A 26227-nucleotide genomic window follows, 5' to 3' on the forward strand; every position below is an offset into this window, starting at 1 on the left:
ATGGGAAAGTGGACAATGCAAAGAACGCTGAAATTGGTGACGGTTGCGCTGATCATGGTGTTTCTCAGTACGTCACAGGCTTATGCGGCCTCGGATGCTCCCTACTTCACTTACACCAGTGACAGTGAAGGTTATACGATCCGGACGCAGGACGCCTATACGCCAGTCACGCAGATTGGAGAAATCAACGGGCAAAGACTGGATACGCCCGAGCATGTGTTTGTGGATGAGCAAGACTACGTATATATTACGGACAGCGCATTGAACAAGGTATTTGTTTTGGACGGGAAATTACGCTTCTACAAGGAACTCACAAGTGATAAGTTCTCCGCGGTCCAAAGCACATTTGTAACGAAGGATTCCATCTATGTGGTGGATGCCGGGGCAGGACAGATTTATATCTTTGACAAATCCTCTTTCGCATTCAAAAAGGAAATCAGCAAGCCGGATTCGCCGATTTTTACTGAAGGCTACGATTTTAGCCCGACCCATATCGCGGTTGATTTAAGAGGCAATATTTACGTAAGAAGCGCTGGCTCGGTCAACGGTCTGATCATGTTGAACAGGGATGGAGAATTTATCACTTTCTTTGGAGGGAATCCGTTAAAGGTTCCTTTTCTTGATCAATTGCGGTCCAGTCTTCTGACCAAGACTCAAAAAGACAAACTGGAGAAGGTTCTTCCTGACGTTCCCAGCAATTTAGCGATTGACAAGAAGGGCTTTATTTACACTGTTACATCTTCTGTGGAATCTAACCCGATCAAGAAGTTCAATGTCTCGGGAACGAATTATTATCCAGATGGTATCATCGGGACCTATTCCATGGAAAGTGTATGGGTTGGAGGTCATAACACTGTCTATTCCGTGAGCTCGGATGGCTGGATCTTTGAATATGATGCCAATGGCAATCTGCTCTTTATGTTCGGAGGGAAGGATTTCAACTCCAGCCGCCTCGGGCTTCTGAATCGGCCTGTAAGCATTGCCTCCAATTCGACGGATGAAGTGATCGTAGTCGATCAAGGGATGAAATTGCTCCAAATCTACCGTTCGTCCGAATTCTCAAGTGCGGTACATAAAGCAATGGACGCCTATCAGAACGGGGAGTACGCCAAGAGCCAGAAGCTTTGGGAATATACGTTGAAATACAATTCAACTTTTGACAAGGCGCGAATTGGTCTGGGTGAGGCTTACCTTCGGGATGGAGAGGCTGGTGAGGCCTATGAAGAATTCAAGGATGCCCAGTACAAGGCAGGCGTATCGGAAGCATTCTGGGAAATCCGCCAGTCCTGGCTGCAGAACCATCTGGATGTTATTTTCGCACTGTTACTTAGTTTATTGATTATTGGATATGCCCATAAATTTACGAACCGGAAATATCAATATTGGACCAAGATTAAGGATCGGCTGAAGGTTATCTACAAGGTCAAAGTCATTAGCGATCTGATGTTCATCTTCACCTTTCTGAGGCATCCGCTGGATGGATTCTACCAAATTAAATATCAGAACAGAGTATCCAGAAAATCGGCCACTCTGATCTACATGCTGATATTCGCCGTATTCATTCTGCATCATGATCACACCAGCGGTCTGTTTGTTGAAAAACAAGGGTACTTTCTTCATCAGTTATGGATCATTTTCGGGCTTGCGGTGTTATGGATGGTTTCCAATTATCTCATTTGCTCCATCAGCGATGGGGAAGGTAGATTCAGGGATGTCTATAATGCCACGGCATATGCGCTGAGTCCAATTCTGGTTGTTTTGCCTCCGCTTGTTTTGTTCAGCAACGGCTTGACGCTGGAACAATCGGTCTTCTATCACTTGCCGATTCAGGCCATGATGCTATGGATTGCCTTTCTGATGTTTTTTATGATCAAGGACATTCACAGCTATGAGGTTGGAGAGACGGTTAACGTCGTGTTCAAGAGTACGTTTACGATGCTTATCATCGGATTGTTCCTGTTTGTATTGTACTCGCTGGGCAGTCAATTACTTGATTTCGGGTATGACGTGATTACGGAGGCGAGCAAAAAATGGTAAAGAGATGGTTGAAATACGGAATAGTTCTTCTGATTGCAGCGGCACTCGGTATAAATTATTTAATTGGCGACAGCCAGAAGGTCGAATACGGCATAGCCGCTGCCCAGAATGATTATAAAGATATTATTGTGAACAATGCACAGCAGACTTGCTTCAATAGCGGCGCTGCCGCCGGCAGTGCCGCTCCAATTCCGGCTGCCTTCAGGATGGTGGCCGGCAACGAGAAGCTGGAGCTTTATCTGGAGGAAGAAACGGCAGCCATAGCGGTTAAGGACAAGTGCAACGGCAGCACGTGGTTCTCTTATGATGTCAGTGTGAATACGAAAGGTAACAAGTACAGCAATGAGGTTGCAGCCTATATTAAATCCGGGATTTCCATTGTCACGTATAACAAATTCACCTCCGGCCGAAGAACTATATTGGGAGATAATGCGAAGCTGACTTACCAGTACAGGGACGAGGGCTTTACAGCAACGATAGATTTCACCAAGGCTAAGATCAAGTTTGACCTTGTTGTTGCACTGCAAGAGGGAGATTTAATTATTCATGTCCCGCGCAGAAGTATCGAGGAATATAACCCCAAGCTTGGCAAGCCGGGAAACAACGACATCCGGCTAAGCGAGATTATTCCATATCCGTTTTTTGGCAGTGCTACTCATAAAGAGAACGGTTATATCGTCTTGCCTGATGGGGCCGGGGCTATTGTGAAGCTGAGAGAAATTCCGAAGTATGCGACTGGCTATTCGGCACCTGTCTATGGTCCGGATCCGGGATATGAAGATACTCCGGAGTTCACACCCAGGCGTACCGTTGTGAAGCCGCTTGAACGGATAACGCTGCCGATTTATGGAATTATTCATGAGGAAGGCCGCTCCGGCTTGCTTGTGATTGCCGAGGGCGGTGAGGGGTATGCGAATTATAATTATGTATCCCGTGATTTGCAGACGAATTTCTATCAGTCCTATTTTACTTATACCTATCGTACACAGTATGCGCAGGTGCAGAGTCGGACAAATCAGGAACAATCTGTTCTCAGCTTTCAGGAGGAGCCGAATCGGTTTGAGCTGGTGCAGCGCTATGTTTTTCTGGAGGGCGACCAATCGAACTATGTCGGGGTAGCCAAGGGCTTCCGCAGCTTCCTGATCCAGCAAGACGGGCTGCTGAAACAAGATAAGGGGAGGACACACGACCAGGTTCCGATGAAAATTGATTTCGTCAATAATGAATTGGCGATGGGAACACTGGGCGTGGAGAACGTGCCGGCAACAACCTATATACAGGCGCAGGAGCTCGTAAGGAAATTGAAGGAGAAGGGTTACTCAGAGCTGAGTGTTTCATTCAAGATGTTCGTCAAGGATGAGTGGGCTTATCGTTTCACCATGATGAATCAGCTTGGCGGAAGCAAGGCGTTTAAAGAAGCCGTGGATTATTTCTCCGTGAATGATATCAAGTTCAGCCATTATGTGGACTACGCGAGATCCTGGTACGAGAAGACGAAATATACGGCGAGCAAGTTAAACCGCAAGGATATGAGCGTGCTGAATGAAAACAAGGCACAGTATAATTATCTGAATAATCCTAAGTACTATTCCTTCCTCGCTGAACGGGATCTGGAGGCATTCAAGAAATATAAGATCGGCGAACTGGCCCTGGACGGATTCGGGAATAGTCCATTTACTCACTATGATCATGGAACAGTCGGTTATGCGAATGAGGGAATGGCGTACACTGAGAAGACTCTGAAGTATTTGAATGATAATGGAATTAAAACAGGCCTGTATATGCCTGATGCTTATCTGTTCAAATATGCCAGTGATTATTACGACACGTCGATCGTATCCTCCAATCTGATTTTCATTGATGCTACAGTTCCATTGGTGCCGTTAGTCCTGAGCGGTTATATGGATATGTATTCGCCTTACATGAACTTCTCATCCAATGATGCGGAGGCCATTCTTAAGCTGATTGAATTCGGGGTATTCCCTTCGTTTGTACTGACAGGTGAATCGACGTATGAGATCAAACGGACAGGTTCAAGTGATGTCTATGTCTCGCAGCTGAAGACTCTGGAGGACCGTATTGACAATTATTATTCGGTTGTTAGTGAAGCTCTAAATAATGTAATGGGTAGTGAAATGATCAACCATACGATCATTGACGACGGTGTTGTCCTTGTAGAGTACGACAACGGCAGCAAAATAGTGATTAATTACAAGGATACAGAGTATCGCTATCAAGACGTTAGAATTAAATCAAAAGGGTTCGTGATTCTATGAAATTGAGCATAAAAACCAAGCAAGGTTTAATGGGCGTTCTCTTTATAAGTCCCTGGATTCTCGGTTTTCTAGCCTTTGTCGCTTATCCGCTGTACAGAACGATCTATATGAGCTTCTACAAGGTATCCTTCGGATCGAAGTCCGGGTGGAGATACAATTGGGTGGGTATAGAGAACTACAAACGAATCCTGTTAGAGGAGCCAGACTTTGTCGTTGAAGCACAAAATTATTTTATCGGCACATTAGTGTATGTCCCGGTTATTATTGCTCTGTCCATTATTGTGTCGATGCTGCTTAACCAGAAAATAAGGGGAAAGGCAATCTACCGGTTGATGTTCTTCCTGCCAATTATTATTTTGAATGGGAAACTGATTGAGAATATGAGCACATATGGAGGCATGTCCATCACTGCCAATCACTTCATCCTTGAGACGCTGGGGACGATTATTCCATCTAAGGGAGCTTTGCTGCTGATTGTGAATCTGTTTGAGCTGATTCTGCAGTTGATGTGGTATAGTGCAGTGCCAATCCTGATTTTCCTCGCGGCGCTGCAAAAAATCAGCAAGGATATGTACGAAGCGGCATCCATCGACGGGGCATCGCCGTGGACTTCTTTCTGGAAGATTACCTTGCCCACCATTTATCCACTGGTAAGCATATGCGTAATTTATCTGGTGGTTTTCCTGGCAAATTTTGATTTGAATCCGATCAATACCATCATTATGGAGTCCAAATTCGACGGGTCCAGACGTGAAGGCTATGCTTCCGCGCTATCCCTGCTGTATTCCTTAATCCAAATCGCACTCATACTTATCCTGTATTTTGCGACCCGCAGCAGAAATTCCAAAGAGGGGGTGGCCAAATGACTCAACAACCGGTCCAAATCAAGCCGTATAAGCAATTGAAGCAGCAAATCGGAAGACGCACGCCTCCGCTCAAGAAGTTTCTGTTCGGTATGCAGATCAGCGACGGATTCGTATATAAGGCGGCAACCTATACGATTCTGACTATCTTCGGATTTATATTCCTGTATCCGCTGCTTTATATGTTATCGGCCAGCTTCATGTCAAACGTGGACTTGGTCGACAGCACGGTGAAATGGCTGCCGAGCAGTCTGTATACGTTCAACTATGAAATGACCTGGAAGGCATTGCAGCTGCCCGGCTCATTCCTGACAACGACTATGGTGGCGGGTGCTTCGACAATAAGTGTAATCATTTCTTCCGCTCTAGTGGGCTACGGACTAGCGCGTTTCCAGTTCAAAGGGAAAAATATCGTGTTGCTGCTGCTGTTGTTCACCTATATCGTCCCGAAGACTTTGTTTTTTATTCCGCGGTTTCAGATTTTTATGGAGCTCGGTCTGAAGGGGAATCTGGGTGCGCTTATTATACCGGCATTGACCGGACAGGGAGAGCAGGCGGCTTTGTTTATTTTGATCTTCTTCCAGTTCTTCAAAATGATTCCGAAGGCGTTGGAAGAGGCGGCATTTATCGATGGGGCAGGTGCATTTAGAACGTTCTGGAGAATCGCTATCCCTATGGCGGGGCCGGCCTTTATTATCGTAGGCGTCTATGCCTTCTCGCTCTATTGGAATGAGACCTTTCTGACTTCATTCTATCTGGACGGCAAAATTCGGACGGTTCCGATGCTGCTCGGAGATCTACAGAACACTTACGGCGCTGCGGTCAAAGCCAGTCAAAGCGGAGACTTCAACCAAAATCCGAATTTGAACTTTACGGAGGCGAAGGCCTTTGCGGGAACGTTATTATCCATTATTCCGCTCGTTACCTTATATCTGATTGTTCAAAGATGGTTTGTGGAGAGCATTGACAAGACAGGGATTACCGGGGAGTGACAACAGAAGGAAGAAGGAACAAATCTGTCGGGGTCACAATAGTGGCCCTTTCTTTTTGTTGTGGAACAAACAAACGGAAAGGACGAATTATGAAAAATAAGAAAAATTCGCTCGGTGTAAGGCTTATTCAACTGTTTGCTGCTATAACGATTCCGCTTCTTTCCGTTCTTTTTGCAGGGGGATACTATGCCAAGGAAAATGTATTGGCTCAGGTATCCAGATCCTATCAGAATTTGGTCAACTCCAATCTGAAAATGATGGAGAGAAGTCTCGAGGATATAACTATTAATCTGGTAGATATTGTTGATCATGACGAGAATTTCCTTCAATTCAACCGTCCAGGGCTGAAAGATTCCGATTATTATTTTGCCCGTATGGGAATTATGCAAAGAAATCAAGCCTATCAGGCCTATTATCATAGCGTGGATATGTTCTATCTGTACTCCGGCGTCAATGATATGTTGACATTATCCAATGTATTAGGGAACACGGAGGAATATATGGATGAAATCAGAGCCTGGATCACGGGCAAGGTTCACAATGAAGATAAAATGGAACCACTCCGGTACAAATGGACAATAGTTAATATAGCTGGGGATTACTATATAAACCGGACAGTCGGTAATAACCTGAGCAATCCCAGTTATATCGGCGCGCTCATCCGAATCGATTCTATGCGTTCACCGCTGGGCAATCTGAACCTGCAATCAGGCGGTGATGTGCTTATTGTGGATAATGAAGGAAATATCTTAACCAGTTCTTCGAAATCGATGGGCTACGACTTCAAGCTGCCACACGATAAGATGAATCAGAATTCTTCATTTTCTTATATGCATGATGGCCGGAAATGGTTAGTTGTGTCTAGCCAGTCATCCACCCTGGGGATCAATCTATCTGTGGTAATCCCCGATTCCGAGCTACTCCAGGGCTTGAATACATTCCAAATGATTATTAATGTACTGCCCTTCTTTATTTTGATCATTTTACTGGTTTACTTATATTATTTTCGCCGTATAGTCATTCGTCCGATTCTGAATTTGTTGGGCGGCATTCACCGCATCAGAAAAGGGTCTATGGAAGCCCAGCTTCCTTCTTCTAACTTGTTAGAGTTTCAAGCGCTGAATCAGGCCTTTAATACCATGGTTGTAGAAATACAAAATCTGAAAATTGACGTGTATGAGGAACGGCTAAATGCTCAAAAAGCGGAAATGAAGCATTTGCAAATGCAAATTAATCCTCACTTTTTTCTAAATACGCTCAATATCATTTTCCAACTCGCCGATCTGAAACGCTTTGAATTAGTAAAAAAGACAGTACGGCATCTGGTGCAGTATTTCCGATTCATGCTTCAGGTAAAGGATAACAGCATTACTTTGGAACAGGAGCTTGATCATCTCCGCAATTATCTTGAAATTCAAAAGATGCGATACCAGCAGTCTTTTGATTTTCAAATCACAATAGATGAAGACATTATCCTCGCTTCTATACCGTCCTTGATTGTACAGCCCTTTGTAGAAAATGCCATGCTTCATGGCATAAGTTTGAAAGCAGAAACATTCTATCTGGAAATTTGTGCAGTCAAGTCAGAAGAGAACACCGATACAATGATTATTGAAATCTCGGATAACGGAAGAGGTAGTACTCAACAAAAACTACAAGAGCTGAATTCACCTGATTATAGGCCAGAAACTGATGACGGCCACATTGGTATCTGGAATGTGAAACAAAGATTGGCTATGCGCTATCAGGGCAAAGCCAACATTCACTTCAGTGAAAATGAGCCGTCCGGATTCCGTGTGCGGCTTAGCCTGCCCATTGAATATATGGAAGGAGAATGATGAGAGATGCGTTTATTGATTGTAGATGATGAACAGTTCGCTGTGGAGGGGCTTCTCTACTGCTGCGAATGGAAAGCGTATGGGATTGAAGAGGTCTTGACGGCGAATAGAGCCGACAAGGCCAGGGAGATTATGAATGAACACAGAATAGAATTGCTGATTTGCGATATTGAAATGCCGGATGAAGATGGGCTTTCACTGGTTGGCTGGGTGAGGGAATATTCTCCCTGGACGGAATCGATATTTCTGACCTGTCATTCCGAATTTTCCTACGCCAAGAAAGCCGTTAACCTCGGGAGTTTTGATTATTTGCTGAAGCCTGTTGACACAGATGAGCTGTTGTCTGTCGTATCAGGTATGATAGCAGCCAACCGTGAGAAGGAAGAGTATGCGTCCTACAATCAAATGTATCATAAGTATCTAAATTTATGGCAAAAAGAAAAGCCGAAGCGTGTGGAACGTTTCTGGCAGGATTTGTTGTCCCGCAGTATCCTGTCTTTTGGGGATTTTGTTGACCGGGAGCTGGCGGAGGCTGGCGTGGGGTTAAATTCTGACGATCTGGTGCTTCCTATTCTGATCAGTATTGAGGAGTGGTCTAAACCGCTCAGTCCGCGGGATCAGGAAATCATGGAATATGCCGTGAAGAAAGCGGCGGAGGAATTTTTTACAGAAGAGCATCAAGGGGAGGCCGTCACAGACAAAAACGGGGTTTTGTTCATTCTGCTGTATGCCAAAGGCGCGATGGGAGAACAGGCGACTAGGAAGCTCAGAATTCAGCAGCTCACGGACATAGGTAAACGTTTTATCAAAGCTTGCCGGGAGCTGTTCTACAGCATCGTAACCTGCTATGTCGGCTCATTCAAACCCCTTCAAGAGCTGCCGGGAATGTGCGAAAGCTTAAAAATCATGGAGCGTGACAATATTTCTCGCACACAATCGGTGCTTTTATACATGCCACAGGACCAGATGTTATTATCACCTAATTCGGATGATATCCTGCTCAATGATTTGATCTCTTATATGCTGAATGGCAAGCGTGAGTCCGCTGTGCAGTTTATTCATAATCTGACAGAGAAACTGGAAGCCAATCCTTGCTTTCAGGGAAGAAATCTAGACGCCTTGCATCAGGATACCTTGCAGATTATATATCACTTCTTGCAGGTAAGAGGAATCAATGCGGGAAGCATAGTCCTGTTTACAGACTGGACAACCGCCCGCATACGGGGACTGCTTCAGTACAGGCATTGGGCAGAAGGGATTGTATCGGCGGTCATGGAGGCGGAATTCGAGCGGCAGGAAAAGGGCGGTGTAATTGAGCGGTCCATTCGCTACATCCAGCAGAATATAGAGGAAGAGATCTCCAGGGTCAGCGTCGCTGATTATGTGGGATTGAACCCGGCGTATCTCTCCAGACTGTTCAAAAAAGAGACCGGCCAGAACCTCATTGATTTCCTGATCTCAGTGAAGATGAACCGCACCCGCGAGCTTTTGGATACCACGGATATGTCGGTAAGCGCGATAGCGCAGCAGGTAGGATACAGTAATTTTTCACATTTCACCAAAATGTTCCGCAAGCAGTTCGACGTCAATCCTCAGGAATATCGCAAAGTCACAAAACGATTAGACTGAGGTTATAAAAACGGCAGAGCAGTTGTTGGCATCTCCTTATAATAAAGCCATAACCCAATAAGAAGGTGTGGAACTATGGCTTCGGAAAAAGCAACACTGACACAATCTGGCATCTCGCAGCGCAACTCAAAATGGAAAACCATATGGAAGTACAGAGCCTTGATCGTTCTGGCACTGCCAGGTGTGCTGTTGATGCTGATCAATAACTATCTGCCCATGTTCGGTATTTTCTTGGCTTTCAAGGACTTGAATTATACGGCAGGGATATGGGGAAGCAAATGGATCGGACTGGACAACTTTAAGTTTCTGTTTGCTTCAAACGATGCTTGGCTGATCATTAGGAATACATTGCTGTACAACATTAGCTTTTTGCTTATCAATACGATATTGGCAGTGATGCTGGCCCTTCTCCTCAACGAGGTCAAGAATAAATTTGCCTCCAAATTCTTTCAGAGCACAGTGATCCTGCCTAACTTTATTTCCATGGTCATTGTCGGCTACATCGTTTATGGATTTTTAAATCCGGAACTGGGGTTCATCAATAAATTTATTCTGGAGCCCTTCGGGATAGATCCTAGAAACTGGTATGCGGAAGCGCAGCATTGGCCTTATATTTTGACCATTGTCAACACCTGGAAGGGTGTGGGCTACTCGGCCGTAGTTTACCTCGCAGCCATTGTCGGGATAGACTCTGAATATTATGAAGCAGCCGTCATTGATGGAGCCAGCCGCTGGAAGCAAATGACGAAAATTACGATTCCGCTGATTGCTCCGATCATTATCATCATGACATTGCTGGCGATTGGCCGGATTTTCAACGCCGATTTCGGTCTGTTCTATCAGGCAACTATGGCATCCGGGATGATCAAAGAGACAACTGATGTTATCGATACCTATGTATACAGGGCGTTAATGGTTACCGGCGATACGGGACTCGCCTCCTCGGCAGGGCTGCTGCAGTCTGTTGTTGGTTTTACACTTGTCATTACCGTCAACCTGATTGTCCGTAAATTCAGCAAAGAAAATGCTTTGTTCTAAAAGGAGAAAACCATGGAAAAAAAACGAACTAATCCCTTTATCATTATTTTCCTGTCTTTGTTCAGCCTTGCCTGCTTGATCCCGTTTTGGCTTGTGTTCATGATCTCGGTTGCTGATGAAGACTGGGTAACTGTTAATGGATACAGCTTCTGGCCCGGCAAATTCAGTCTTGTCGCTTATCAGTATTTGTTTGAAGATGCCGAAAAAATATTGCGGGCTTATGGCGTTTCTGCCTCGGTAACGTTGATTGGTGTTGTCATCAGTTTGTTTGTGACTTCGGCAATGGCCTATGCGCTGTCGCGGAAAGAGTTTCCGCTCAGGGGGGCGCTGAGCTTCTACATCCTGATTACGATGTTGTTCTCGGGAGGCTTGCTGCCCTGGTATCTTATCTACACCCGGTTCTTGCATGTTCAGGATACGTTGATGGCCCTTATTATTCCGGGTTTGATCGGCGGCTTTAACGTTATCATCATGCGGACATTCTTCACGAACAGTATACCGCCTTCACTGATTGATTCTTCCCAGATAGATGGTGCAGGTGAATTCCGGACATACTTCAGCATTATTCTGCCGCTGTCCTTGCCTGTAATGGCTACAATTGGACTATTCACCACCGTATCCTACTGGAACGACTGGTTTACAAGCCTGGTCTTCATCCAGAATGAGAAACTGTTCTCTCTGCAATATCTATTGACCAAAACCTTAATGAACGCTTCGTTCCTGCAGACGATTGCGAATAAGGCTTATAGTTCCACCGCACAGGTCACAACACCGCTGGAATCCATTCGGATGGCGATGGCGATGATTGCAATCGGACCGTTGGTGCTGGTATTCCCTTTCCTGCAGAAGTATTTCGTAAAAGGTCTTACCGTAGGCGCTGTGAAAGGCTGATCCCAGCATAATGCTGGATTAGTATATGCAAGTAAAGGATTTAAAGAAAAACAGAAGTATTCCAGGGAGGTCTACTATTTATGAAGTGGTTGAAAAAGAGTTCTGTTGTACTGACATCGTTGGTGCTGACTTCAGTTGTGGCAACCGGCTGTGGCGGAAATAATGCTGCTAATTCTCCGGCGGGCACAGCTCAGCCGGAGGGGACGGCCAGCTCCGAATTGAAGCCTTACGAAGTCGTAATGGTATTCCCCGATGCGCCTCAGAATGACAATCAGCTGGTACAGGATGCAATGAATGATTATCTGAAAAAAACATATCCGGAAATGAACATGACGGTCAAACTGAATCCCATCGACTGGGGCGCATGGAGCGATAAAACAAACCTGATGATGGCCTCCGGAGATAAAATGGATCTGCTGTTTACAGCGGATTGGCTCGGATTCCAGCAACAGGTGACAAAGGGCGGCTTGCTGCCGCTTGATGATTTGCTCGCCAAATACGGCCCGGATATCGAAGCTGTTGAGAAGGATTATCATGATCCGGCTAAACGCGGCGGCAAGCTGTACGGTATCCATACCCACCAAGAGCTGGGCGGCACACAAGGAGTTTATTTGAACAAAGAGTTGGTGGACAAATACAACTTTGATCTCAGTGTTTTGAAGTCCGGAAAGGTCGAAGATCTGGAACCGATGCTGCAGACAATCAAGGAGAACGAACCGGGGATTACGCCTTTGGTAGCGCCAAGCTTTCCGCTTGAAGCTTACTATTCATCTACGAATCTAGATTCCATTGCAAGCATTGCGGTTATTAACACCGTGGGAACAGCAAAAGATGACTATACTGTAATCAACTCGTTCACTACTCCACGTTATATGGAGCTTGCCAAGCTGACCAACAAATGGTACAAGGCGGGGTATATTAACAAGGACGCACTGACACCAGGTCTGGATGCCTGGAAAAAAATTCAAGCAGGTAAAGGATTTGCATTTGTTACTGACATGGATATTATCGCTGATATGGAGATTGGCAAAGCTGCCGTTTCACCGAATGGTTCGATTAAAGCGGGCCGCGAGATGCTGCAGATTCCGCTCAATATTGACCGTCTGCAGACCGGAAAAATGACGGCAACCATGTATGCGATTTCAAAAAGCTCTGAAGATCCGGAACGCGCCATGATGCTGCTTAATCTTTTCTATAAGGACAAGGAGCTTCTGACCCTTTTCAACTTCGGTATTGAAGGAACACATTATGTGCTTAAAGACGGACAAATTGCGCTGCCGGAAGGCAAAACTACAGAAAATGTCGGCTACTACCATGATATTATGTGGCAAGTGGGCAATCAAATGCTTAACTATACACGTGTAGGCGAAGACCCGAATAAATACCAGAACTATGAGAAATTCAACGAACAGATTACCGCAAACCCTTCGCGGATTTTTGGATTTATCTTTGATCCGGAGCCGGTCAAAAATGAACTAATCTCGATCGACAACGCAAATAAAACCTTTGTTGACGGGTTGAAGTCCGGCCAACTCGATCCGGAAGAAGCTCTTCCTAAGATGCTGGAAAAACAAAAAGCAGCGGGATCAGACAAAGTAATTGCGGAAGCGCAAAAGCAGTTGGATGCTTGGCTGGCTGAAAACGGCAAGAAATAAGCAGAGTGTGATCAATAATTTCATTTGTTAAACGGATCTGACGGACAAAAGGGGCATAATGCGTTAGTTATGCCCCTTTTGATTGTAATGGATCATACAGCGAAGAGGAGTGGAGTATTCATATGGAATATTCGATGCTGACTTATATAGATATGTATCCCGATCAAGCCCAGTACAAATCCGGCCAAGCAGGCAGTATTATAGTCGAGCTGGAGACCCAAGAGGATAGGGTTCTGGAACTGGTTGTTGAGTTCTACAAATTAGAAAAGCAGGTTGCTGAAGAAACATTTGAGATCAGCCTGGAAAAAGGATTGAGACAAATTGCGCGCATTCCCCTGTTCACTGAAGATACCGAGTGGGCTGGTTACGGGGTCAAGGCTACAGTTTTTTACGATAAATTTGCAGTGTCAACAGCTTATACTTCGTACGATATTGCCGATCATTGGAGTCGGGCGCCTCGGTATGGATTCTTAAGCGATTTTCGCAAGGAAGAATCCGAAGAATTACGTGACGTCAAAAGTATGAACAAATTCCATTTGAATGTTATACAGTTCTATGATTGGATGTACCGACATGATGATCTTGTACCGCATCAAGATGAATTTCTCGATCCGATGGGTCGAATGATGTCCTATAAAGTTGTTCGTGAAAAATTGGCAGCCTTGCACGATAAAGGGATGGCGGCCTTGGCCTATGGGGCTGTATACGCGAGCCTTAAGGACTTTTTACAAGCACGGCCGGAATGGGGGCTTTATAATCGCCAAGGTGAGCCGTTTCAATTAATAGACTTATTTTATATTATGGACATTACACCAGGGTCCCCTTGGACTGATCATATTGTTGAACAATTCCGTCAAGCAGTAAAGGTAGGATTTGATGGAATTCATATGGATCAATACGGTTTTCCAAAGAAAGGGATACGTAGGGTCGAAGGAAGGGAAGAATTGGTTGATCTGGCGGAATGTTATCCGGCGCTTATTGATCGAACCAGCGCGGCAGTGAAGGAAATAAAAGCAGAGGCTGGGGTCATATTCAATAATGTGGGTAATTACCCCATTAGCAAAACGGCATCTTCAGATCAGGAAGCACTTTATATTGAAGTATGGCCGCCAATAGTCCGATTGCGTGAGCTTAAAGGACTTATCGATAATGCAAGATCATTGGATAAAGACAAGCCGATTATCCTCTCCGCTTATCTTCCCTCTTTTTACCCGAAAGCTGGACATGACAAGGAATGGGCTGAGAACGGGGCGCTACTAACGATGGCATCTATATTTGCTAGTGGTGGATATCATCTCTTATTAGGTGAGGATAATGGAATGCTGACGATGCCTTACTATCCCGATTATGCAGTGATGCGGCCTGAATTTGTCGTTGAGGTGAGACGCTACTATGATTTCATAGTGCGGTTTGGTACTTTGATACACAATACGCAATTGGAAGATGTGTCCTACACCTATACAGCAGGGGTTAATACCGAAATCACCTTCGAAGGCAGAGTGCCATTTGCACCGAATGGAGATATTGGCTCCGTATGGACCATCATTAAACGGATGCAAGGTTATCACATCTTACAGCTAATTAACCTTGTTGGCCTTGAGGATGATTATTGGGAGCATGGCAAGAAAAAGCGTCCTGAAACTCAAGATGGAGTTGTCTGCACATTGCTGATTGAACAGCCGATTGAGTGCATCTTCACAGCCAGCCCTGATGATCATAACCAAGAAGTATGTTTTTTGGATTATGAAATTGTACCTCATGGACAAGGGCTAGCTGCCAGATTTACTCTACCGTCTCTGGAGGTTTGGTCCATGGTTGTAGTGAAATTAAGCGAATAGGAGTGCGTGATATGAATAATACAAGATGGTGGCAGACAGCTGTTATATATCAGATTTATCCTAGAAGTTTTCAAGACACGAACGGGGATGGAATCGGCGATCTCAGGGGAATTATCAACAGACTTGACTATCTCAAGCAACTCGGCATAACTGCAATATGGCTTAGTCCTGTATACAAATCACCCAATGACGATAACGGCTATGATATCAGCGACTACCAGGATATTATGACCGAATTCGGAACCATGGAGGATATGGATGATTTAATCGAAAGAGCCAAGCTACATAACATTCGAATTATTATGGATTTGGTTGTTAATCACACCTCCGATGAGCATCCCTGGTTCGTTGAAGCAAGTAAGGGAAAGGACAATCCCTATAGAGATTATTATATCTGGCGGGATCCTGTAGATGGCGGCGTTCCCAATTCCCTGCGTTCGACATTTAGCGGATCAGCTTGGGAATTCGACGAAGCGAGCGGTCAATATTATTTGCACTTGTTCAGCCGCAGACAGCCTGATTTGAACTGGGAGAACAGTAAAGTCCGGCAAGAGGTATGGGACATGATGAATTTCTGGCTGGATAAAGGCGTTGGCGGATTCCGCATGGATGTGATTGATCTGGTCGGGAAAATACCGGATCAGGAAATTACAGGAAATGGTCCGAAGCTTCATGAATATCTACAAGAAATGAACCGGGAGACATTCGGAAAGCATGATGTTCTGACTGTAGGAGAGACTTGGGGAGCGACTCCAGAAGTGGCGAAGCTATACTCCAATCCGGACCGTAAAGAGCTGTCGATGGTATTCCAATTTGAACATATTGGTCTGGATCAGCAGGATTGGGGAGAAAAGTGGGATCTAAAGCCCTTGGCTGTAAGCGAATTAAAACGGGTACTGGCGAAATGGCAAACTGAATTGGGAAACGAGGGCTGGAACAGTCTGTTCTGGAACAATCATGATTTGCCGAGAATTGTGTCCCGTTGGGGAGACGACAAGCAATATCGAGTAGAGAGCGCAAAGATGTTCGCGATTCTTCTACATTTGATGAAGGGTACACCCTACATTTATCAAGGTGAAGAGCTCGGGATGACCAATTATCCGATTCAGGATATCAGCGAAGCGCAAGATATTGAGACCATTAATATGTACCATGAACGGATTGCCCAAGGGTACAGCAAAGAAGATATTATTAATTCCATTAATGTGAAGGGAAGAGATAATGGCCGAACCCCGATTCAGTGGGATTGTAGTCCTAACGGAGGATTTACAACAGGAGAGCCATGGTTACATGTGAATCCAAATTATACGGAAATTAATATGGAAGCAAATCTGAAGAATCCAGATTCAGTTTTTCACTGCTACCGTAAATTGATTGAACTAAGGAAGAATAACCCAATCGTTGTATGGGGTGACTTTGAACTAGTGGCGGGCGTGCCGGATCAAGTATTTATGTATCTCCGGAGGTATGAAGAACAGACCTGGTTAATAGCAGCCAATTTTAGTGGAGAAATAACGAAGCTGGAATTACCAGAGCTGGGGCCGGTCAAAGAAATGATTATTTGCAATTATTCTAGAGATAACGTGGAATTTAAGCAACTACAATTACAGCCTTATGAGGCATTTGCTGTCAAACTCGCGTAGGTTAACTTGCCCGGTTTAGGTTTTTGGTATTGCTGCCTTCATAATTAAATTCTTCTATATATAGAAGAATTTCGTTAATAGCATGAAACAGAGGTGGAAGATTTTTTTGAGAAAGGATAGGGTGGTGAAATTGGCAAAGCTGAAAATTGGTGTAATTGGTTTAGGTGGAATAGCAGACATGCATATTTCCGGTCTGTTGGCGAATGAAGAGGCGATCCTATGGGCGATTTGTGATTGCAATGAAGAGGTACTAGCGAGAAGGGGAGAACAATTTAATATCCCGGAAGCACGAAGATATTTGAATTACAAAGAAATGTTATCGGACCCAGAACTTGAAGCAGTGACGATCGCTACGCCGAATTATAACCATTTTGAAATAGCCTGTGAGGCAATCAAGCATCGTAAGCCGTTTGCCCTAGAGAAGCCGGTGACTCTCGATGTACAGGAAGCTGCCGCGTTGCGTGATCTGCTGGCTGAGGCTCATCTACCGCATATGATTTGTTTCAGTTATCGGTACAAATCGGCAGTAAGATATGCGAAATGGTTAATCAATCAGGGCAAAATAGGAGAGATCAAGCATGTCTACGGTCAGTATTTACAAGGCTGGGGGCTTAACGAGCGGCTTCCGCTAGTCTGGAGATTCAGAAAGAAGCTGTCCGGTTCAGGCGCGCTTGGAGATTTAGGTTCGCATTTGCTCGACCTTCAACGTTTTCTTGTGGGCAATGTAGAACGGGTGATGGCAGATGCCGATACGATTATCAAGGATCGCACCCTACTTGAAGGCGATGGCATGGGCGAGGTGGATGTTGATGATTTCTGTCATGTGCTGGCTCGGCTTGAAGGGGGAGCCTCGTCCACGATGGCCATTTCGAGATTCGCATTCGGGCGGGGAAACTTTCAGCAAGTGGAAATTTTCGGCGATCGGGGAGCGATTCTTTATAACCTGGAAGAAGAGGATGTACTATATGTTAAGTCTTCTGAGGATGGCGGCGAGGTCTTCATAAAAGTAGATATTCCTGAAGAATTTCATGTGGATCAAATGACATCTTTTATTAATCTGGTTAATGGACAGGGCGACGGATGCGACGCCAATATGGAAGACGGATATATAAACCAACATGCCATTGATTCAATTATTGTCTCATTAACTGAACAACGGTGGATTTCAATATAACGGGGAGGGCATATCATGTCTAAAATCAAAATTACAGTATGGAACGAGTACCGCCATGAAAGACACAACGAAGAAGTTAAAGCTATATATCCAGATGGTATTCATATGGCACTTGCCAACTATTTGAACACACAAGAAGATATGGAAGCAAAAACAGCGGTTCTGGATGATCCCGAACACGGATTAACTGATGAGGTGCTAGAACAAACAGATGTATTGTTATGGTGGGGGCATTTAGCCCATGATGAGGTTAGTGACGAAATTGTGGAAAAGGTACGTCAAAAGGTGCTAAATGGCATGGGATTAATCGTTCTCCACTCTGGACATAACTCCAAAATATTCCAATCTTTAATGGGTACCAATACTGGTGCTCTGAAATGGCGTGATGAAGGTGAGAAGGAGCGAATCTGGGTCATTGAGCCGGGACACCCGATTGCCAAGGGCCTTGGAGAGTATATTGAAATTAACAAGGAAGAAATGTATGGTGAACGTTTTGAGATTCCGGCGCCGGATGAGCTTATTTTTATTTCCTGGTTCGAAGGCGGAGAGGTGTTCCGTAGCGGATGCTGCTACAAGCGAGGACAAGGCAATATCTTTTACTTCAGACCAGGGCATGAGACCTTCCCGGTATACCACCAGCCTGAGGTACTTCAAGTCATTAGTAACAGCATTCGTTGGGCGGCAAAAGATGAACTTCCTAAAGTTTCTTACGGACGTGTAGCCCCGTTGGAACTTATTCCTTAAAGCGTGAACAATGGTCACCATATCATGATTATTTTGTGTCAAGACTTTGCTCTCCCTTGATAAGGAGGGCGAGTCGTTTGTTATTGAGATTAAGGGCTCAGACTATGCAAACGTTTATTTTATAGTTAAATGCATTCGCAAGAAGGAGGAAAGTGTCATTACTCCAACAATTAAAGAAGTGGCTAAGGCAGCCAATGTTTCAGTATGTACAGTATCAAGGGTTATTCATAATCTAGAAGGTTACTCTCATAATACTAAGCTCAATGTACTTCAGGCTGTGGAAGAACTGGGTTATTATCCTAACGGAGTAGCTAGAGGACTCATTAATAAACAAACAAGAACTTTAGGAGTGCTTTTCCCCAGCGTAGCAAGTGATTTTTTTTGTGGTATTCTTCATGGGATTGAAAAGGCTGCCTATGATAAGGATTATATGGTCATTGTTTGCAATACTGGTGAGGATGGCAAAAGAACAAAAAACTGTCTGGAGATGCTCCAGGAAAAACAAGTGGACGGAGTAATATTTACAAGCGAAGTTTTGAAGGATGAATATTATCTTCAATTACGACAGAAGAAAACTCCCTTAGTGCTCGTCAATGCATATTCTTCAAAGTACACCATCCCTTTTGTAAAAGTAGATGATAAACTTGCTGCCTATCAAGCTACTTCCTATTTAATCAATAAAGGGCACTATAATATTGCTATGATTGCTGGAACGCCATCTGATATGATAGCGGGAATTCCTCGTGTGGAAGGTTACCGGCAAGCGCTCGAGGAACAAGGATTTATATTTAACGAGGCCAGAATAGCTTACGGAGATTTTCATATGGAAAGTGGCCGTGTGGCTATGGAAAAACTATTGAGTGAAGCCCCGCCGTTTACTGCAGTATTTGCAGCTAGTGATGAAATGGCAATTGGAGCCATGGGAAAGGCCTTTGAGAAAGGGTTGAAAATACCAGAGGATCTTTCTATGATTGGCTACGATGATTTGATGTTATCAAAAATTATATCTCCTCCTTTAACGACAGTACATCAATCGTTGGATCAAATGGGGCGATTGGCGGTGGAAAAGTTATTATCTCTGATAGAAAAACCTCTGGAATTACCAAACAGCACTCTCATGAATCATTATATTGTTGAGCGGGAAACAGTGCGTACAATAATTTGATTTTTATATTATTTATTGGGTAAACGTTTACATTCATTTCAGAGACATTCAGACGATGTGACATAAAGTTGTTTTCTAAATATAAATCTCGTCAAAATATAGTTTTTTATACTACGGTTGATCTAATTGCTGACGGAAAGACTCTTGCTTCATAAACAATATAGAAGTAGGACTGGGCAATGTGTCCTATTCTAAATAAATCACAAGATGGAGGAAATATAATGGTGAACAAGAAGAAGCCTTACATTGCATTACTCACACTTATCCTTTCGGCGCAGTTAGCACTCCCTCTGTCTGCGGGACCGCTGGGACCATCAACGGTGCATGCAGACAATGAGAGTGGGAGCACATTAAGCAATCAGTCAATTTTGAAAGCGATTACATACCTTGGGGTCAGTAAAGCTCGTTATTCCCCAGGTGAAGAGGCCGAACTTATCCTCAAATTGAAGGATGACGAACAGTGGCAGGGAAAGCTGAACGTTGAGATCTACAACCTGAATACGCTGATCGCCAAAGGGAGTAAACCGATTACCGTCTTGAAAGGACAAGGTGACTTGTCGGTTAAATGGAAGACCCCTGATGATGATTTTACCGGTTATCTGGTAAAAGCGTGGGTAAGCGGAGCAGCTGATCATGATTATGTTACGGCGGCTATAGATGTTTCAAGTGACTGGAAGAGATACCCGAGATACGGGTACACAAGTGAATTCAGCAGTGAGACTGCAGCGCAGAGTGATGCCAAACTAAAACAGTTGTCACAAGATTATTATCTTAATGGTTATCAATTTTATGACTGGATGTGGAGACACGATGTGTCCGTTTACTCCAAAACTGATGCAGATGGTAAACCGCTAAAGGACAGTGAAGGAAATTTTGTCGATGAGGAGATCAACGCTGATACTCATTATCTGGATCTGTTAAACCGGGAATTGTATCCGCTTACGATTAAACAGCAGGTAGAGGCTGCCCAGAAATACGGCTCAGCGGCAATGGCTTATGAGATGAACTATGCGGCTCGGGAAAATTATGAAGACTATGGCGTTAGTCCGGAGTGGGGGCTTTATGGCAGTGAAAATATTGATAAAACCAATCCGCAGCAGAGCCAAAACGGTTATCACTTCGATTTCAACGGTAAAGAAACAGCCCTCTATCTTCAGGATCCTGGGAATGTAGAGTGGCAGAATTATATTACCAAACAGTTTGACCGTGCTGTAAATGTCTTTGGATTTGACGGCATCCATCTGGACCAATGGGGAGCCAATGATAATAGTCATCTCTATGATTACAATGGAAATAAACGCTATTATTCCCTGGATTATGACAAGCTGATAAACTCGGTTAAAAAATCACTGGTAGAAAATAATCCGGCAAAAAGTGATGTCACATTCAACATGGTGGGAGGGAATTTAGATTACAGTGCTGTGCCAGATCCGGATACAAAGACGGACTTTGATTACAGCGAAATATGGCATGACCGTAATCAGTACAGTGATCTTCAGAAGGTAGTGGAGGATACACGGGCGAAAAACGGCGGCAAGGCAATGGTAATTGCGGGTTATATGAATATGAAAGAGGCTACAGGTGTGAAAACACGTGGAACGGAAGCCGAGGATGTTCCTGCTGCTGTAAATTATCAATCCCGGATCTCCAAAGTTCAGGACAGCTGGGTGGGGAATTTCGGTCGCAAGGATACGGATGCGGTTACATTTACGGTTAATGCGCCTGCCACCGGTATGTATAAGCTTCTTCTCCATTATGGACAGGGTAACGGCTCAGGTTACCCTGAAGGAAAGCTTACTGTTAACAATGAAATTGCGGCTGCTGCAATTCCATTCAGTGCTAACACCGGTTGGGGGAATCCTTCGGCGACAGCCGAAGTGACGGCAACGCTGAAGGAAGGTAACAATACGGTTAAGCTTACACTGAATACGAACAGTTTGTGGCTTAATCTGCATAGTCTCGAGGTGCAAGGACAAGACATTAAGCAATCTTACGATGCAGTGGATGCAAAACTCGATACCGTAAAGGTGGACCAGTACAGCCATGTTTACTATTTTGATACCAAAAATGATTATGTGACATTCCATGTACAGGTTCCTACTGAGGGTAACTACCCGCTCGGATTTAGTTACGCTTCCGATTGGCAGGAAGTCAGCCGTACACTCATGGTCAACAATGTATCCCAAGGCGAAGTTTCTTTCCTTGGACAGGGAGACTGGACAAAGTTTGCCCGCAAGGAGAATATGGCAAGCGTCTATCTGAATGCAGGCGACAACACGATTACACTGAAGGCTCCCAAAGATGACTTGGGTATTAAGTTACGCTATATGGCCCTTAATGGACAGCGATATGAAGCAGCTGAAGCTGAACTGCCGCAGACCAACAGCGTTACTTTCACGGAGAGCAAAACTGACAATTTCGGCCAAAGCGGCCAGACGGTAACATACTCGGTGTATGCCGAACAGCAGCTGAACACGTTGACGGTTATGTACCATGGAGGCAACAGTCCGGTTATGTCGGTGCTTGTTGATGGAGAGCCTGCTCCGGATGCCCAGAATATAACTTTTGCTAAGACGCCGGGAGAATGGGATGGTCCTATGCAAGCAAAAGAGTTGTTCGTAAACATTCCGCCCGGGAAGCACAAGATTACACTGAAGATGGAATCCTCCGGACAGTATATTAATGTTGGCGGGATTGTCGCCGGTGATTATGAATACAGTACAGGCGACGCAGAAATGAAGAATGGTGTAGTTGCGGTTGTCGGTTATGTCTCGGAGTTCAACAATGAGAATGACCGGATAGTATTCAATGTAAATGCGGTTGAAGCTGGACTGTATACACTCGGTTGGGTCTATCAGAATAATGGAGCAGCAACAGTCAGCCGCAGCGTGTATTCAGGCGATCCTGCAGGAACTTTGGCATCTTTTGCACCAACGTCAGGCAGCCAATGGGGGGAAACAGTCCAAACCGGAATTTCCCTGGTTCAAGGGTGGAATCAGATTGTGATTCAAATGACGGAAGGGACAGACAGTGGTATCAAAGTGGACAAACTGAAAGTAACCGGTGATGGGCCGGAAGCAATAACCAGAATGTACGAAGCGGAATCCACTCAGGAGAAAAATGATTCGGCCTTCTCCCTTTATAAGGATACGGTACTCAACTTCAGCGAGGTAGGGCAGCAGGTTACTTATCCGGTATCCATTCCTCAATCGGGAGAACAAAGCCTGATCTTTACGTACTCCAATGCCGGAGAGTATACAAACCGTTCCCTTTATATTGATGGCGTACGGGCGAAGGACAGCAATGGCAATGATCTTGATGTTGCATTTAACGGCACAGGCAGTCTGGACGATTATTCCGAAGAGGCCTATGTGATTGTACCGTATATGGAAGAAGGCAACCACAAGATCACGCTGAAAATGGAAGAGGATGACACTCCAGGCATGATCCAGCTCCGAGGTGTGACTACAGGCTATTTCAACGAGCCGTCCGTTCGGTTAATGGACGCTGCGCTCTCAGTTATGGGGGCAACTCATATTGAACTCGGGACGGCCGATCATATCGCTGAAGGGCCCAATATGCTTGCCAACGAGTATTATCCGAACCGCAGTAAAAAGATGAATCAGAGCACCAAGACAATAATGAAGGATTATTACAAATTCTTTGCCGCATATGAAAATCTCTTGTATGACAGCCAGGCAGTCAATGATAGAGAGATTGCTGTCAAAGATGCCGCCGGACAGCAGGTCGAGCTGAGCCGAGACGGTTCAGAAAATACGCTATGGTACACCGTTCGATCTGACAATAAGAACGAGCGTTATCAATCCTATGATGTAGTCCATCTGGTGAACCTGCTGAACAATGACTCTAACTGGAGAAACTCAGCCAATGAGCCGGATGTGCAGCACAATTTGCAAGTGACTTATCCGGTTCGACTGTCTGCTCAAGATGCTTCTGGACTCAAGGTTTTTGCGGCAACCCCTGATCAAAACGGGGGAACGATGCAGGAATTGGATTACACTTGGGATGGAGATCAGATTGTGTTGAATGTTCCAAGCGTCGAATACTGGACGATGCTTGTGGTGGATTATCAACCGCGGCAGTCAGAGGTTCAGAAGCTGTTCCCAGATACAGGGAACGAACCTTCACCATCTCCAGAACCTTCACCAACGCCAACAAATCCGGCAAAGCCAGGAACTTCTGCAGATGTAGCGCCGGTAGCGACTGCGGTGCAGATGGGTGAAACACGGATGATCACCGAGCAGGAGCTGAAATCCGCTCAAGGAGAAACTGTTAATATTGTGTTGAATGAGCAGGTCAAATCCATACTACTACCGCTAAATGCTGGAGAATTAATTGGCTCACGCAATTTGGTCATCCAAACAGATGGACTCTCAATGATTTGGAAGGCAGACAAGCTGAAGGAGATTGCCGCGGCAGATTCTAGCGGTAAGGGGGCTTATGTTGAGCTGAGAATAGGCAATGCGGGGGCTCCGTCTAACGGTGTTTTGAGCCCTTCTCAAGAGTATACTCTGAAAAGCAAGGTGTACACACTCGTGTTAGGAATCAAAGATAAAAACGGAAAAAGCTTAGCGACGCCGGGATTAAGTCTGCAAGCAACTGTGAAACTAGAGGTAACGAATGCTAAGCTTAAGGGGAAGTTGTTGGGGCTCTACATCAAAGAACAAGGAGATGGGCTATACCGTTACGCAGGGGGAGTATTTGATTCTTCTGCCGGCACCCTGCAGGCCCAACTGAACAATCAAGGTGAGTTCGCTGTTTATGAGAGGTTGAAGACATTCTCCGATGTGCCTAGTACCCATTGGGCTTACGAAGCAATATCTTCACTGGTGGCCAAACACGTCGTTACTGGCAGGACAGCGAATCATTATTCTCCATCCGTAAGCATTACACGGGCGGAAGTTACAGTTATGCTGGTGCGTGCGCTGGGTCTTCAGACTAGCGGAGACAAGGCTGTATTTGCAGACGTGCCTGACTCCTCGTGGTACGCGGCGGAGTTATCAGCCGCTTACAGCAACGGACTAATTCATGGTCGGACAGCGGAGAAATTCTCACCTGATGCACCTGTCACACGCCAGGAATTGGCGGTCTTGCTTTTACGGGCGTATCAATATGCCGGAGGACAGGCTGCAGGCAATATTACTGCTGAGTATTCTGATGCTTCAGATATTGCTGAATGGGCTCGGCTGGCGGTACGTCTCGCAACTTCATCTGGATTGTTTGTAGGAAATACAGACGGTCAGTTTTCTCCTCTGAACCCAAGCACCCGTGCAGAGATTGCACAAGCAATTGATCGGATACTGAATCTGATAAACCGATAGATTCTATTAATTTAAAGAAGCGGCAGAAATTGTTACCGCTTCTTTTTTACTAGCTGTTCTGTTTAAAGATTCATTTACTTGTGGTCGCTTTTTACTAGCCCTCAGGTCATACGGACAAGGTATGGAGTATCATAGTGCTGCTGACAATTCAGGTCTAGGAGGCCGCTTTGAAGAAAAGATGCTTGAATTGCAGGCACCTTTTCAGAAGATTAGGAATCGTTTACTCGCCGCGACGATAGATTTGGATTTATTTTTCGGAAAGCGAAGAATGTTGCCTAAAACTACTGGTAGGAGCTTCGGAGGGAAATTAGGGTGGTGAATACTGTTTTGTACGATCGAACACTCGAGTTACCTAATAAACTTGACATCATATCATGTCCATAACCTCAAAAAATTCGACAACACCGGAGAAGACATGGAGGATTTAATCTCCATCGGCACCATTGGCCTGATTAAAGCCATCGAGAGCTACCGCCCGAACAAAGGCACAAAGCTGGCCACTTTTGCTGCCCGTTGTATTGAAAACGAAATTCTGATGCACCTAAGATCCTTGAAGAAGACTCGTAAAGATGTATCTCTGCACGATCCAATTGGGACAGACAAGGAAGGTAATGAAATTACGCTTATCGATATCCTAGGCTCCGAGGCGGATGATGTCATTAAAGAAGTGGATTTGAAGATCGAGAAAAGCAAGATATATCGTAACCTTGATATTCTGGATGATCGGGAAAAAGAGGTTGTTGTGGGGAGGTTTGGACTGGATACAGGCGGGGAAGAGAGGACGCAGCGGGAGATTGCGAAGGAGCTAGGGATCTCGCGGAGTTATGTGTCGAGGATAGAGAAAAGGGCGCTGATGAAGCTGTATCATGAGTTTTATAAGGCGAAGCGGTAAGGGAATAGGAACTGTATCTCCAGCGTGTAGTCCAGAAATATCTACTAAATCGTCCTGCAAGCTTATGCTTGCGAGGCGATTTTTTTTACATAATTGGAACGTGAATTCTAGCATAACGTACGGTATATTTTAAGGTGAAAGTTGATGGGAACTCGATAGCGGATTGCTTATTAAAAGCAGAAATCAATGTATTTATAGGGGGGATATTCT

At 44.9% G+C, this 26227-nt stretch carries 16 protein-coding genes; all 16 read left to right on the forward strand.

What is annotated here, in order from left to right:
* The 16 genes from NSU15_RS07470 (at position 1) to sigK (ending at position 26017) form a co-directional block, all read left to right on the forward strand.
* Complete coding sequence (locus NSU15_RS07470; protein ID WP_339289789.1) at positions 1-2037, forward strand: YIP1 family protein; 2037 nt, start codon at positions 1-3, stop codon at positions 2035-2037.
* Positions 2031-4313 (forward strand): DUF5696 domain-containing protein, encoded by a 2283-nt coding sequence (locus tag NSU15_RS07475; protein ID WP_076119315.1) that lies wholly within the window; start codon positions 2031-2033, stop codon positions 4311-4313. The genes NSU15_RS07470 and NSU15_RS07475 overlap by 7 nt, the downstream gene beginning before the upstream one ends.
* Positions 4310-5179 (forward strand): sugar ABC transporter permease, encoded by an 870-nt coding sequence (locus NSU15_RS07480; RefSeq protein ID WP_076099587.1) that lies wholly within the window; start codon positions 4310-4312, stop codon positions 5177-5179. Before NSU15_RS07475 ends, NSU15_RS07480 begins: the two co-directional genes overlap by 4 nt.
* A complete protein-coding gene (locus tag NSU15_RS07485) occupies positions 5176-6168 on the forward strand; it encodes a carbohydrate ABC transporter permease (RefSeq protein ID WP_076099586.1) in 993 nt (330 codons plus the stop codon). Before NSU15_RS07480 ends, NSU15_RS07485 begins: the two co-directional genes overlap by 4 nt.
* Positions 6169-6257: 89 nt before the next feature.
* The gene (locus NSU15_RS07490) at positions 6258-8006 is read left to right on the forward strand and encodes a sensor histidine kinase (RefSeq protein ID WP_042125250.1); all 1749 of its coding nucleotides are present in this window, start codon (positions 6258-6260) and stop codon (positions 8004-8006) included.
* Between the two features lie 6 nt (positions 8007-8012).
* Positions 8013-9635: a helix-turn-helix domain-containing protein gene (locus tag NSU15_RS07495; protein ID WP_042125252.1), complete on the forward strand. Its 1623-nt coding sequence runs from the start codon at positions 8013-8015 to the stop codon at positions 9633-9635.
* 75 nt (positions 9636-9710) lie between these two features.
* Positions 9711-10673: an ABC transporter permease subunit gene (locus tag NSU15_RS07500; RefSeq protein ID WP_081382504.1), complete on the forward strand. Its 963-nt coding sequence runs from the start codon at positions 9711-9713 to the stop codon at positions 10671-10673.
* A 12-nt stretch (positions 10674-10685) separates the two neighbouring features.
* The gene (locus tag NSU15_RS07505; protein ID WP_042125254.1) at positions 10686-11564 is read left to right on the forward strand and encodes a carbohydrate ABC transporter permease; all 879 of its coding nucleotides are present in this window, start codon (positions 10686-10688) and stop codon (positions 11562-11564) included.
* Positions 11565-11644: 80 nt separating this feature from the next.
* Positions 11645-13219, forward strand: coding sequence for an ABC transporter substrate-binding protein (locus NSU15_RS07510; RefSeq protein ID WP_042125256.1), 1575 nt, complete (start codon positions 11645-11647; stop codon positions 13217-13219).
* A 134-nt stretch (positions 13220-13353) separates the two neighbouring features.
* Positions 13354-15057 (forward strand): glycoside hydrolase family 66 protein, encoded by a 1704-nt coding sequence (locus NSU15_RS07515; protein ID WP_339289790.1) that lies wholly within the window; start codon positions 13354-13356, stop codon positions 15055-15057.
* Positions 15058-15068: 11 nt separating this feature from the next.
* Positions 15069-16700, forward strand: coding sequence for an alpha-glucosidase (locus tag NSU15_RS07520; protein WP_076107171.1), 1632 nt, complete (start codon positions 15069-15071; stop codon positions 16698-16700).
* 124 nt (positions 16701-16824) lie between these two features.
* Positions 16825-17874 carry a Gfo/Idh/MocA family oxidoreductase gene (locus NSU15_RS07525; protein ID WP_256715160.1) on the forward strand — a complete coding sequence of 350 codons (1050 nt, stop codon included), beginning with the start codon at positions 16825-16827 and terminating at the stop codon, positions 17872-17874.
* A gap of 15 nt (positions 17875-17889) precedes the next feature.
* Entirely contained in the window at positions 17890-18618 is a 729-nt protein-coding gene (locus tag NSU15_RS07530; RefSeq protein WP_042125259.1) for a ThuA domain-containing protein, read from the forward strand.
* 46 nt (positions 18619-18664) lie between these two features.
* Entirely contained in the window at positions 18665-19783 is a 1119-nt protein-coding gene (locus tag NSU15_RS07535; RefSeq protein ID WP_231574065.1) for a LacI family DNA-binding transcriptional regulator, read from the forward strand.
* 221 nt (positions 19784-20004) lie between these two features.
* Positions 20005-25125: a glycoside hydrolase family 66 protein gene (locus tag NSU15_RS07540; RefSeq protein WP_052414508.1), complete on the forward strand. Its 5121-nt coding sequence runs from the start codon at positions 20005-20007 to the stop codon at positions 25123-25125.
* A gap of 334 nt (positions 25126-25459) precedes the next feature.
* Entirely contained in the window at positions 25460-26017 is a 558-nt protein-coding gene (gene sigK, locus NSU15_RS07545) for an RNA polymerase sporulation sigma factor SigK (protein WP_331281371.1), read from the forward strand.
* Positions 26018-26227 lie beyond the last annotated feature (210 nt).

It is taken from the genome of Paenibacillus sp. FSL E2-0201, from assembly GCF_037963325.1.
Classification (GTDB): Bacteria; Bacillota; Bacilli; order Paenibacillales; family Paenibacillaceae; genus Paenibacillus_AQ.